The following is an 11972-nucleotide window of genomic DNA, read 5'->3' on the forward strand; positions in this document are numbered from 1 at the left end:
TCTGGATCATCCCGAGCAAGGGCGCTGTTTCGGTAAAGGAAGGCGATGGCGAAGAAGCTGGATTCCCAAGGGCGGCTTGACGATGCGGCGCGGGCCGGATGGCTCTACTACGTCGCCGGCCGCACGCAGGATGAAATCGCCGTTGCGATGGGAATATCCCGGCAGTCGGCGCAGCGTCTGGTGTCGCTGGCCGTTGCCGAACGGCTGATCAAGGTTCGGCTGGATCACCCGATCGCCGCCTGTCTGGAATATGCGGCGGAGCTCAAGAAGAAGTTCGGCCTGCGCCATGTCGATATCGTGCCGAGCGATCCCGACAGCACATCTTCGACCATTGGCATCGCCGAGGCCGGTGCTGCCGAAATCGAGCGCTGGCTGCGGCGAGCCGACCCCATCGTGCTGGCGATCGGCACGGGCCGCACGTTGAAGGCTGCAGTCGACCAGCTGCCGGCGATCGAATGTCTGCAGCATCGGGTGGTGTCGCTGACGGGCAATATCGGTCCCGACGGTTCCGCTGCCTATTACAACGTCATCTTCAGCATGGCCGACGTCGTCAAGGCGCGGCACTTTCCGATGCCGCTGCCGGTGCTGGTGTCGTCGGCCGAGGAGCGGGAGCTCCTGCATGCGCAGGCACTGGTGCGCTCGACGCTCGATATTAGCGCTCAGGCCGACGTGACTTTCGTCGGTATCGGGGAGATGGGCGTGGAAGCGCCGCTCTGTCTCGACGGCTTTCTCGAGAGGGACGAGATGCTGGCGTTGATGGATCGGGGCGCTGCCGGCGAGATCTGCGGCTGGGTTTTCGATGGCAATGGCAACCTCATGCCCGATGATGTCAATGAGCGCGTCGCCAGTGCGCCCTTGCCGTCGCGCGATACCTGCAGCGTCATCGGAATCGCCAAGGGTCGGCGCAAATTCCAGGCGATCAAGGCGGCCGTTGTCGGTCAGCAGATCAATGGTTTGATTACCGACGAGGCAGTTGCCGAATTTTTGCTCAAGGTTTGAGCAAAAAATTTAACTCATAAAAACAAAAGGATAGGTTGCTTGCTCGGCAATGCAGCAACGAATCTGCATTGACATTTTGTCGCAAGAAGTGAGTAATTGCCCACGAGCAAAGCGAATGCTCATTTTTAATCTTCTGGGAGGAAGATATGAAATTGAAAACTTTACTGCTGGGCGCCTGCTCGGCTCTGATGTTTGCCGGCCTGGCGTCTGCCGAAACCCTCACGATTGCAACCGTCAACAACGGCGACATGGTCCGTATGCAGAAGCTTACGGACGATTTCAAAGCCAAGAACCCCGGTATCGACCTGCAGTGGGTCACGCTTGAAGAAAACGTATTGCGCCAGAAGGTTACGACCGACATCGCTACCAAGGCCGGCCAGTACGACGTGCTGACCATCGGCACCTATGAAGTGCCGATCTGGAGCAAGCTCGGCTGGCTTGCCTCGCTCGACAAGCTTTCCGCCGACAAGAACTATGATGTGGATGACCTTCTCCCGGCCATTCGCAGCGGTCTGACGACCGACGGCAAGCTCTATGCAGCGCCGTTCTACGGCGAAAGCTCGATGGTGATGTACCGCAAGGACCTGTTCGACAAGGCCGGCCTGAAAATGCCGGATGCGCCGACCTGGGACTTTGTTGCCGATGCAGCCCGCAAAATCACCGACAAGGACCATGAAGTCTATGGCATCTGCCTTCGTGGTAAGGCGGGCTGGGGCGAAAACATGGCGTTCCTGACGGCGATGTCGAATTCGTTCGGCGCCCGCTGGTTCGATGAAAAGTGGAAGGCACAGTTCGACCAGCCGGAATGGAAGGACACGCTCGACTTCTACGTCAAGCTGATGAAGGATGCCGGCCCTCCGGGTGCATCGTCCAACGGTTTCAACGAGAACCTGGCCCTGTTCCAGTCCGGCAAGTGCGGCATGTGGATCGACGCCACCGTTGCTGCTTCCTTCGTTTCCGATCCGAAGGAATCGAAGGTTGCCGACAAGGTCGGCTTCGCTCTGGCTCCGGATAAGGGCCTCGGCAAGCGCGGCAACTGGCTCTGGGCATGGAACCTCGCCATCCCGGCTTCCTCGAAGAAGACCGAAGCGGCGGAAAAGTTCATTTCCTGGGCCACCAGCAAGGACTACACCAACCTGGTCGCACAGAAGGAAGGCTGGCTGAATGCACCTCCCGGCACCCGCACGTCGCTCTATGCGAATGCGGATTACCAGAAGGCAGCGCCTTTCGCGAAGATGACGCTCGACTCGATCAATTCGGCTGATCCGACGCATCCGACTGTCAAGCCGGTTCCCTATGTCGGCGTGCAGTTCGTCGCCATCCCTGAATTCCAGGGCATCGGCACGGCTGTCGGCCAGCAGTTCTCGGCTGCTCTCGCCGGCCAGATTTCGGTCGATCAGGCTCTGAAGGCTGCCCAGCAGCTGACGGAACGCGAAATGAAGAAGGCCGGCTATCCGAAGTAAGGGCCTTCGAAGCTAAGGAAAGCAGCGCCCCCTCTCGAGCGTTGCTTTCCCCTAGGCCGCCGAGCGCCGAACTGCCCTTGGCGGCCCTTTTGTTTCAGCCGGTCCGCGGCCACCCCCTCCTTTAAAGATAGGTCGGTACTTGCCATGGCAACGTTGCACACCCGTTCCACCGCACGCGTCATGATGGCGCCTTCGGTTCTGCTTCTCTTTGCGTGGATGATCGTCCCGCTCGTAATGACGATTTATTTCTCGACGCTGAACTACAATCTTCTGAACCCCGGCACGCATGATTTCCTCGGGTTTCTCAACTACGAATATTTCATCACCGATCCGGCCTTCCTCAGCTCGCTGATCGTGACGCTGCTGCTTGTCGGTGGTGCGTTGCTGATCACCGTCATTGGCGGCATTGCGCTGGCTCTCCTGCTTGATCAGCCGATCTTCGGCCAGGGCATCGTGCGCATGTTGGTGCTTGCGCCCTTCTTCGTGATGCCGACGGTCGCCGCCCTCATCTGGAAGCACATGTTCATGAACCCGGTGAACGGGCTACTGGCACATCTCTTCCGTTTTTTCGGGCTCGATCCGCTGACCTGGCTGGAGACGGTTCCGCTTCTGTCGATCATCATCATCATTGCCTGGCAGTGGTTGCCCTTCGCCACGCTCATCCTGCTGACAGCCCTGCAGTCGCTGGATGAGGAGCAGAAGGAAGCCGCCGAGATGGATGGCGCTGGACCGGTTTCGAAGTTCATCTACATCATCCTGCCGCATCTCGCCCGCGCCATCACCGTCGTCATCCTGATCGAGACGATCTTCATGCTGTCGGCCTTCGCCGAGATCCTCGTCACCACCAATGGCGGTCCGGGTACGGCGACGACGAACCTCACCTATCTCGTCTATTCGCAGATCGTTCTGTCGCAGGATGTCGGCGGCGCATCGGCGGGCGGCATCATCGCCGTCATCCTCGCCAATATCGTCGCGATCTTCCTGATGCGCGCAGTCGGCAAGAATCTGGAGGCTTGAGATGGCACGCAAAATCACTACGCAACGCAAGATCGTCGTATCGGTCGCCGCCTGGATCGTGGCAATCCTCATCTTCTTCCCGATCCTGTGGACGATCCTGACGAGCTTCAAGACGGAAGGCGATGCGATTGCCTCGCCGCCGCAGTTCCTCTTCTTCCACTGGACGCTGCAGAATTATTTCGAGGTGCAGTCGCGCTCGGATTATTTCCTCCATTTCGGCAATTCGGTCATCATCGCCTTCGGTTCCACGATCCTCGGTCTGCTCGTTGCGGTGCCTGCCGCCTGGGCCATGGCATTCTCGCCGACCAAGCGCACCAAGGACGTGCTGATGTGGATGCTGTCGACGAAGATGATGCCGCCCGTTGGCGCCTTCATCCCGATCTATCTGCTGTTCCAGGGCTTCGGCCTCCTGAACAACCAGTTCGCTAGCCGGGTGGGCATGGTGATCGTGCTGATGCTCATCAACCTGCCGATCATCGTCTGGATGCTCTACACCTACTTCAAGGAAATTCCCGGCGAAATCCTCGAGGCGGCCCGCATGGATGGGGCGACGCTTGCCAAGGAGATCATCTACGTCCTGACGCCGATGGCGATCCCCGGCCTTGCCTCGACGATGCTGCTCAACATCATCCTCGCCTGGAACGAGGCCTTCTGGACGCTCAATCTCTCCGCGGTAGACGCGGCGCCGCTGAGCACCTTCATCGCCTCCTATTCCAGCCCGGAGGGCCTGTTCTATGCCAAGCTTTCAGCGGCATCGACCATGGCGATCGCTCCGATCCTGATCCTCGGCTGGTTCAGCCAGAAGCAACTCGTTCGCGGCCTGACCTTCGGCGCGGTTAAGTAAGGAAGAGAAACATGGGTAGCATTGTTCTCAAACAAGTCTCCAAGGTCTTCGGCGAAGCCAAGGTCATTCCTTCCATCGATCTTGAGATCGACAACGGCGAGTTCGTCGTTTTCGTCGGCCCTTCGGGCTGTGGCAAGTCCACGCTGCTACGCCTGATCGCCGGCCTCGAAGATGTCTCCGGCGGCCAGATCATGATCGACGGTAAGGATGGCACCAATCTCAAGCCGTCCGAGCGCGGCCTTGCCATGGTGTTTCAGTCCTACGCGCTCTATCCGCATATGAGTGTGCGCAAGAACATCGCCTTTCCGCTGAAGATGGCGAACATGCCGCAGGCGGAAATTGACAAGAAGGTGGCGGATGCAGCACGCGTCCTGAACCTGACGGATTATCTTGAGCGCAAGCCGCGTCAGCTTTCCGGCGGTCAGCGCCAGCGCGTCGCGATCGGCCGCGCCATCGTGCGTCAGCCGGCAGCCTTCCTCTTCGACGAGCCCTTATCGAACTTGGACGCGGCACTGCGCGTTAACATGCGCCTCGAGATCAGCGAGCTGCATCAGCAGTTGAAGACGACGATGATTTATGTGACGCACGATCAGGTCGAGGCCATGACCATGGCTGACAAGATCGTCGTGCTCAACCGCGGCAATATCGAGCAGGTTGGCTCGCCACTGGAGCTTTATCGCAGCCCGCGCAATCTTTTCGTCGCCGGCTTCATCGGCTCGCCGAAGATGAATTTCGTCAAGGGCGCATATGCGCAGACCTTTGGCGCCGACACGATCGGCGTCAGGCCGGAACACGTGCTGCTGTCGACCACGTCGGGTGACTGGCAGGGTAAGGTTCTCGTTGCTGAGCATCTCGGCTCCGACACTTTCCTGCATATCGATGTCGACGGGATCGGCACGGTGACCGCTCGCGGCTCGGGTGATTTTCCAGCCCGGGCTGGCGATACCGTCTATCTCACGCCAGACAAGGCGCATATTCACCGGTTCAACGCCGAAGGGCTGGCGATTTCAGCCTAAAAGCCAAGGCCGTGTGCGCTTGAGCGGGCACGGCCAACGCATCTGTTCCGGTTCGCATCCATCGATCTGCGTGGACCGGTCAAGCATACCAGCCGGTGCGGCGTTCCCGAGCCGCCCGGAGCCAGAGACCTTCAAAAGGACCAGAGACATGACGTGCAAATTATCGCTCGCAACTCTTCAGCAGGCGGCTGCAAAGGCGGCTATTCCTGCTTATGACCGGAAGTCGCTTTCGGCTGGTATCGTGCATTTCGGTGTCGGCAATTTCCATCGTGCCCATCAGGCTGTTTATCTCGACGATCTTTTCAATTCGGGAGAAGCCCATGACTGGGCGATCATCGGCGCCGGTGTGCTGCAGTCGGATGCGGCTATGCGCGAGAAGCTGGCTGCCCAGGATTTTCTGACGACCGTCGTCGAGCAGGACAATAATCGCACGGCCGCGCGCGTGACTGCGCCGATGGTCGACATCCTGCCGGTCGGCGATGCCAAGGCAATCATTGCCAAGCTTGCGGATCCCGCGATCCGCATCGTTTCGATGACGATTACCGAGGGTGGTTACTTCATCGATGCCTCCGGCAAGTTCAATCCCGCCCATCCGGCGATCGTGGCCGACGGGCAGAACTCGGATGCGCCGAAGACGGTGTTCGGCCTGATCGTGGCTGGTCTCAAGGCGCGGCGCGCGGCCGGCCTGCAGCCTTTCACCGTCATGTCCTGCGACAACATTCCCCACAATGGCGGCGTCACCAAAGCTGCTGTCGTCGGCACGGCGCGGCTTTCCGATCCGGCCTTTGCCGACTGGATCGCTGCGCATGTCGCCTTTCCGAACGGCATGGTCGATCGCATCACGCCGGCAACTGGTGCACGCGAGATCGACCTGCTGAAAGAAGTCTTCGATATCGAGGACAACTGGCCCGTCTATTGCGAAGAGTTCAAGCAATGGGTGCTGGAAGACAACTTCCCCGCAGGCCGCCCGCCGTTGGAAAAGGTCGGCGTGACTTTCGTGCCCGACGTGACGCCCTATGAGCACATGAAGATCCGCATCCTCAACGGCGGCCATGCGGCGATCGCCTATCCGGCGGCGCTGATGGATATTCACTTCGTGCATGAGGCCATGGAAGAGCCGCTGATCCGCGCCTTCCTCGCCAAGCTCGAAAATGATGAGATCATCCCCGTCATCCCGCCGGTGCCGAACACGGTGCTTGCGGATTACTTCAAGCTGATCGAGCGGCGCTTCTCCAATCCGAAGATCGCCGATACCATCCCGCGCCTGGCGCAGGACGGCTCCAACCGCCAGCCGAAGTTCATTCTGCCGTCGACAGCCGACCGTCTTCGTCGCGGCGAGGATATTGTCGGCTTATCGCTCGTCTCGGCGCTATGGTGCCGCTACTTTGCCGGCAAGAGCGACAGCGGCAAGGAGATCGTCTTCAACGATGCCAGCGCCGATCGGCTGCATGAAGCGGCGCTCAAGGCGAAGGACGATCCGAATGCCTTCCTGGTCTTCGACGACATCTTCGGCGATGTGGCCAAATCCGATCTCTTCCGCAAGCGCTTCGCGGATGCACTGAAAACGCTGTGGGAAAAGGGTACCCGCGTCACCCTGCAGCTATACTTGGACAACAAACTCGCGGAATAATTTTCAAGCGGCCGGACCTCTCCTGTTCCGGCCGTTTTCCATTGCCGTGCCGGGTTTCCGGCTCGCGGGACAGCAACAAAATTCAGGTTGGATCTGTGATGGCGGATGCGGGAACAGGGCTCGTAATCTTCGATTGCGACGGCGTGCTTGTCGACAGCGAGCCGCTGTCGGTCGGCGTGCTCATCCAGGCGATGCATGATGTCGGCGTCGAGATGAGCGAGGAGGATGTCTACAGCCGCTTCCTCGGCAAGAGCCTGGCGACGCTCGTCGATACGATGCAGACGGAATTCGACGTCTTCATTGACCAGGCATTCCTCGACCGTATCCGCAACGATCTCTATGAGCGCTTCAAACATGAGCTGAAGCCGATCGACGGCATCGGTGCAACGCTGGATGCACTTTCGCTGCCGCGCTGCGTTGCCTCGTCGAGCCAGCTTGAGCGCATCCGTCTCTCTCTCGGCGTGACCGGTCTGCTCGACAGGTTAGAGCCCAATATCTTCAGCGCCAGCATGGTCAAGCGCGGCAAGCCGGCGCCGGATCTCTTTCTCTATGCGGCGGAAAAAATGGGCGTACCGCCGAAGGAATGCATTGTCGTCGAGGATAGTCCTGCGGGGATCACGGCAGCGCGCGCGGCCGGCATGACGGTCTTTGCCTTCACCGGTGGTTCGCATGCTCATTCGCCGAGTTATCGGGCTGAATTGGAGCAGCTTTCCCCGGAAGTCGTGTTTGACGCGATGCCGGAATTGATACAACTTGTCCGCAACAAGAGATAAGTGGGCGGGACCTCTTTTGCATGCGTGATCACGTGGTTGCGGTCGATATCGGCACAGGCAGCGCACGCGCTGGTGTCTTCACCGCGGGCGGTTCACTGCTGGGTAAAAGTGAACATCCGATCCTGATGAACCGCCCGCGCGAGAACCACGCCGAGCATGATTCCGAAGATATATGGACTGCCGTCTGCACCGCCGTTCGCGGAGCCGTGAAGGCATCCGGCGTTGCCGCATCCGCTATCGGCGCTATCGGCTTCGATGCGACCTGCTCGCTGGTTGTGCGCGATCGCGATGGCGAACAGCTCACCGTGTCCACCGGGGGCGAGAAAAGGTTTGATACCATCGTCTGGCTCGATCATCGGGCGCTGGCCGAAGCGGATTACTGTACGGCGACGAAGCACGCGGTTCTTGAATATTCCGGCGAGTTCATGTCGCCGGAAATGGAAATGCCGAAGCTGATGTGGCTGAAGGAGAACCTACCGGAAAGCTGGGCCGAGGCCGGCTACTTTTTCGACCTTGCCGATTTCATGACCTGGAAGGCGACCGGTTCGCTTGCACGGTCGCGCTCCACGCTGGTGGCGAAATGGAATTATCTGGCGCACCGCCAACCGGGCTGGCAGGCCGATTTTCTCAACGTGATCGGCCTTGGCGATCTGCGCGAGCGCGGCAGTTTGCCCGAGGAGAGCGTCGCGGTCGGCAGGAGCATCGGCACGCTGACAGCGGAAGCGGCCGAGGCTTTGGGGTTGGATCGTAGCTGCCATGTCGGTGCAGGCATGATTGACGCCTATGCAGGCGCGCTCGGCGCACTTGCAGCCCATGCCGGCGATGCCGCCACGTTGGAGCATCAGCTGGCACTGATTGCCGGAACTTCAAGCTGCGTGGTTTCCTTTGCGCGGGAGCGCAAGCGCAGCACCGGCATGTGGGGCCCCTATTACGAAGCAGTCTTTCCGGGCATGTGGCTTGCCGAAGCCGGACAATCTGCCACCGGTGCGCTCCTCGACCATATCGTCAGCATGCATGCAGCCGGCGGACATCCAACAGCGGCACTGCATGACCGCATCGTCCGGCGGATCGCGGAATTGCGGCTGGAGGAGGGTGCTTCCTTCGGCGGGCGTATCCATGTGCTGCCCGATTTTCACGGCAATCGCTCGCCGCTTGCCGATCCGCATGCATTGGGCGTCATCAGCGGTATGACGCTGGACGCCTCCTTCGATGGTCTTTGCAGGCTGTACTGGCGCACCAGCGTCGGTATTGCACTCGGCATTCGTCATATCCTGGAGCGAATGCGGGATTACGGCTACGTGCCCGACACGCTGCATGTCGCCGGTGGCCATGTGAAGAATTCGGTGCTGATGGAGCTCTATTCCGACGTGACCGGCTGCAAGGTCGTTATCCCGAAGATGAACGAGACGGTCTTGCTCGGCACCGCAATCGCCGCCTCGGTCGCCTGCGGGATTCACGAAAGCCTCGGAGTTGCCGGCGCCGCCATGTATCCGGGCGGTCATGAACGGCTGCCGAATGCCGAAAAGAAGGAACTCTACGATCGCGATTACCGGCGCTTCCTCGCCATGTACCGCCACCGCGCAGAACTGGACGCCATGGAATAGGCGGCTTACCGGAGCGGCGCCTGGGCGAATATACCTTGAAGTTCTTCTATGCGGCGCGTTCTCATTTCCGCCGCTTCACCTGCGGCGTGAGCGACTGAAATCGCGAGATATTCCATCAGCGCCATTATGGCTGAAAGGTTTTCGCGGCTATTGGCTCGTTGTGGCGGCAAGGACAGCGTGATGTTTGCGAATTCATGCGCCCATTCCGTGAATTGACCGGTTACCAGCAATACCTTGCAGCCCGCGCGACGAGCCGAGCGCGCCAGAAGACGCGATGTGACGAAACCCGGGGAATCGATGACAACGAGCAGCGCATCCTCGGATGGCTTGCCGAACAGCTCGATATAGCTGCCATTGGCGCCGTCGAGGAAAAGGACTTGATCACGGGCAAAGGTCAGGCGGTCGCGGAAATAGTGGCCGATCCCCGCGAGACTGGGATGGGAGGTGATGAAGACATTGCCGGAGGACAGAATTGTCGCAACCGCGTCGCGCCATTGCGGCTGGCCGGCGAGGTTGTAGATATGCTGCAGCATCTCGACCTGTTCGGCAATTTGCGTTGCGAGCGGGCGACCTTCGCTTGCGTCCTTCTGAAGCTGTTCGAGGATATTGGGCAATTGCGACGTGAGGCTCGGTGCATTTTCCTTGAGATGCACCTTTATCCCATCCAGACCGTGATAGCCGAGCGACCGCAGAAACCGTCCTACCGTCATCGGGCTCAGTTCCAGCCTGTCGGCAACGGAGGAAGCCGTCTCAAACGGTAGTTCATTCAGATGCTCGGAGAAATACTTAGCAATTCTTCGTTCGGCCGGAGTGCCGATCTTTATATATTGTCTAAGTTTCTGACTGAGGTCTTCCAAGTTTTGCGCCCCTTTGGTGGTCTTTTCGATGTTCTGTTGCGTCAATTTCTATGTCAATCAGCCATTCAATTTCGATCGGGTTGCCGATCTTGTTGCGGTTGTTGTTCTTAATGTGGCGTACAGGATATATTAGTGCAAACTGTATTACAATAATTCAAATTTTTAATTGGCACATTCATATATCTGAACGGGATATTGATATCGATGCAACCGCTTCTTAAGTGTCCAACTGCCACCAAAAGAGGTAGACCGAATGATTGGCCTTGCTGCCCGCCTCTCCCTGGAAAATCTCTTTGCGCCGGAGACGCGCAAGGTTTTCTGGAAGGTTCTGGGTCTCACATTGCTGGCGCTTCTCGTGCTCTGGTTCGTCCTGCGAGGCGCCTTCAATTCTTTCGTATTGCCTTGGCTGCAGGGCTTTATGCCGTCCACCTCGGATTGGACGGGTTGGCTTACGCTCTTCCTCGCCATCTTCGCCGGCATCGCATTGGCATTGGCCATGGCGCTGCTGATTTCGCCGGTCACAGCCCTGATTGCCGGACTCTTTCTCGATGATGTCGCCGAGGTTGTAGAAAAGCGCGACTATCCAGGCGATGCGCCCGGAACGGCGATGCCGATCGTCGCGGCGATGAAAAGCTCGGTGCGGTTTCTCGGCGTCGTCATCGTCGGCAATATCGTGGCGCTGTTCCTGCTGTTCATTCCGGGCGTCAACCTGATCGCCTTCTTTCTGGTGAACGGCTATCTGCTCGGACGCGAATTCTTCGAATTCGCCGCCATGCGCTTCCGCTCACCGGACGAGGCGCGGCAATTCCGCGTCAAACACGCCTTCACGGTCTTTCTGGCAGGGCTGGTCATCGCAGCCTTTCTGGCAATTCCGCTTCTCAATCTGCTGACGCCGCTCTTTGCCGCCGGCATGATGGTGCATCTGCACAAGCTGATTTCGCACAAGGAAGCGAACCCGCGCCTTCGATAGGTTCAGCCTGCCGCTTCAGCCCCGATGATCTGCGCCGGAAGTTCGACCAGGGGAGCGGGGATGTCCCAGGTCTTTTCCGGCGAGCGACAGAGGTCTGCGATCACGCAGCGCTCGCATTCGGGCTTGCGCGCCTTACAGACATAGCGGCCATGCAGGATCAGCCAATGGTGGGCATGGTAGAGATACTGATCGGGGATGATCTTCATCAGCCGCTGCTCGACTTCGTCGGGCGTCTTGCCGGGGGCGAGCAGCAGCCGGTTGGCGATGCGGAAAATGTGCGTGTCGACCGCCATCGTCGCCTGGCCGAAGGCCATGGACAGGACAACGTTCGCGGTCTTGCGGCCGACGCCGGGTAGGGTTATCAGCTCCTCGCGCGTCCGCGGCACCTCGCCACCGAAATCGGTAATCAGCTTTTCCGAAAGCGCTACGACATTCTTCGCCTTGTTTCGGTAGAGGCCGATCGTCTTGATATATTCGCGGATGCGCTCCTCGCCGAGATCGAGCATCTTCTGCGGTGTGTCGGCAACGGCAAAGAGGGCGCGCGTCGCCTTATTGACGCCGGCATCCGTCGCCTGTGCTGAAAGCGCGACGGCGACGACGAGCGTGAAAGGGTTGACGTGCTCCAACTCGCCCTTCGGTTCCGGCCGCTGGATGGAGAAGCGGCGGAAGATCTCTTCCAGGTCCGCCTTGGAATAGAGGCTTTTGGCCGCCGGCTTGCGGCCTGCGGTCGCATTTGATTTTTTCACGGTTTGGGCGCTGGATTTGATCTTTGGATTTGCCATAAACGACCTATACTCAA

11 protein-coding genes are annotated in these 11972 nt (G+C 59.3%); 9 read left to right on the top strand and 2 right to left on the bottom strand.

Translation table 11 applies throughout. The features are described from left to right. Positions 1–45: 45 nt before the first annotated feature. The 8 genes from FBZ97_RS00340 to FBZ97_RS00375 all read left to right on the top strand — a co-directional run bounded on the left by FBZ97_RS00340 (position 46) and on the right by FBZ97_RS00375 (position 9346). Complete coding sequence (locus FBZ97_RS00340; RefSeq protein ID WP_113332443.1) at positions 46–999, top strand: sugar-binding transcriptional regulator; 954 nt, start codon at positions 46–48, stop codon at positions 997–999. A gap of 146 nt (positions 1000–1145) precedes the next feature. Then, positions 1146–2462: a sugar ABC transporter substrate-binding protein gene (locus tag FBZ97_RS00345; RefSeq protein ID WP_113332442.1), complete on the top strand. Its 1317-nt coding sequence runs from the start codon at positions 1146–1148 to the stop codon at positions 2460–2462. Positions 2463–2606: 144 nt separating this feature from the next. Continuing rightward, a complete protein-coding gene (locus FBZ97_RS00350) occupies positions 2607–3479 on the top strand; it encodes a sugar ABC transporter permease (RefSeq protein WP_095435901.1) in 873 nt (290 codons plus the stop codon). Between the two features lies 1 nt (position 3480). Continuing rightward, complete coding sequence (locus tag FBZ97_RS00355; RefSeq protein WP_113395333.1) at positions 3481–4323, top strand: carbohydrate ABC transporter permease; 843 nt, start codon at positions 3481–3483, stop codon at positions 4321–4323. Positions 4324–4334: 11 nt separating this feature from the next. Then, the gene (locus FBZ97_RS00360; protein ID WP_113332441.1) at positions 4335–5339 is read left to right on the top strand and encodes an ABC transporter ATP-binding protein; all 1005 of its coding nucleotides are present in this window, start codon (positions 4335–4337) and stop codon (positions 5337–5339) included. 148 nt (positions 5340–5487) lie between these two features. After that, positions 5488–6969 carry a mannitol dehydrogenase family protein gene (locus FBZ97_RS00365; RefSeq protein ID WP_145315929.1) on the top strand — a complete coding sequence of 494 codons (1482 nt, stop codon included), beginning with the start codon at positions 5488–5490 and terminating at the stop codon, positions 6967–6969. Positions 6970–7067: 98 nt separating this feature from the next. Next, positions 7068–7742: an HAD family hydrolase gene (locus tag FBZ97_RS00370; RefSeq protein WP_069615964.1), complete on the top strand. Its 675-nt coding sequence runs from the start codon at positions 7068–7070 to the stop codon at positions 7740–7742. A gap of 20 nt (positions 7743–7762) precedes the next feature. Next, positions 7763–9346, top strand: coding sequence for an FGGY-family carbohydrate kinase (locus tag FBZ97_RS00375; RefSeq protein ID WP_145315931.1), 1584 nt, complete (start codon positions 7763–7765; stop codon positions 9344–9346). A gap of 5 nt (positions 9347–9351) precedes the next feature. Here FBZ97_RS00375 and FBZ97_RS00380 read toward each other — a convergent pair whose 3' ends face one another. Then, positions 9352–10203 (bottom strand): MurR/RpiR family transcriptional regulator, encoded by an 852-nt coding sequence (locus FBZ97_RS00380; RefSeq protein WP_113332525.1) that lies wholly within the window; start codon positions 10201–10203, stop codon positions 9352–9354. A gap of 253 nt (positions 10204–10456) precedes the next feature. Here FBZ97_RS00380 and FBZ97_RS00385 point away from each other — a divergent pair, with 253 nt between their 5' ends. Beyond that, positions 10457–11173 carry a sulfate transporter family protein gene (locus FBZ97_RS00385; protein ID WP_113332437.1) on the top strand — a complete coding sequence of 239 codons (717 nt, stop codon included), beginning with the start codon at positions 10457–10459 and terminating at the stop codon, positions 11171–11173. A gap of 2 nt (positions 11174–11175) precedes the next feature. Here FBZ97_RS00385 and nth read toward each other — a convergent pair whose 3' ends face one another. Further along, positions 11176–11955, bottom strand: coding sequence for an endonuclease III (gene nth / locus FBZ97_RS00390; protein ID WP_173002423.1), 780 nt, complete (start codon positions 11953–11955; stop codon positions 11176–11178). Positions 11956–11972 lie beyond the last annotated feature (17 nt).

The sequence above is a fragment of the Rhizobium sp. ERR 942 genome (assembly GCF_007828395.1).
GTDB lineage: Bacteria > Pseudomonadota > Alphaproteobacteria > Rhizobiales > Rhizobiaceae > Rhizobium > Rhizobium dioscoreae.

Coding starts and splice junctions, on each gene's coding strand:
- FBZ97_RS00340 (WP_113332443.1), top strand. CDS start 46: ATGGCGAAGAAGCTGGATTCCCAAGGGCGGCTTGACGATGCGGCGCGG.
- FBZ97_RS00365 (WP_145315929.1), top strand. CDS start 5,488: ATGACGTGCAAATTATCGCTCGCAACTCTTCAGCAGGCGGCTGCAAAG.
- FBZ97_RS00360 (WP_113332441.1), top strand. CDS start 4,335: ATGGGTAGCATTGTTCTCAAACAAGTCTCCAAGGTCTTCGGCGAAGCC.
- nth (WP_173002423.1), bottom strand. CDS start 11,955: ATGGCAAATCCAAAGATCAAATCCAGCGCCCAAACCGTGAAAAAATCA.
- FBZ97_RS00375 (WP_145315931.1), top strand. CDS start 7,763: ATGCGTGATCACGTGGTTGCGGTCGATATCGGCACAGGCAGCGCACGC.
- FBZ97_RS00370 (WP_069615964.1), top strand. CDS start 7,068: ATGGCGGATGCGGGAACAGGGCTCGTAATCTTCGATTGCGACGGCGTG.
- FBZ97_RS00350 (WP_095435901.1), top strand. CDS start 2,607: ATGGCAACGTTGCACACCCGTTCCACCGCACGCGTCATGATGGCGCCT.
- FBZ97_RS00385 (WP_113332437.1), top strand. CDS start 10,457: ATGATTGGCCTTGCTGCCCGCCTCTCCCTGGAAAATCTCTTTGCGCCG.
- FBZ97_RS00345 (WP_113332442.1), top strand. CDS start 1,146: ATGAAATTGAAAACTTTACTGCTGGGCGCCTGCTCGGCTCTGATGTTT.
- FBZ97_RS00355 (WP_113395333.1), top strand. CDS start 3,481: ATGGCACGCAAAATCACTACGCAACGCAAGATCGTCGTATCGGTCGCC.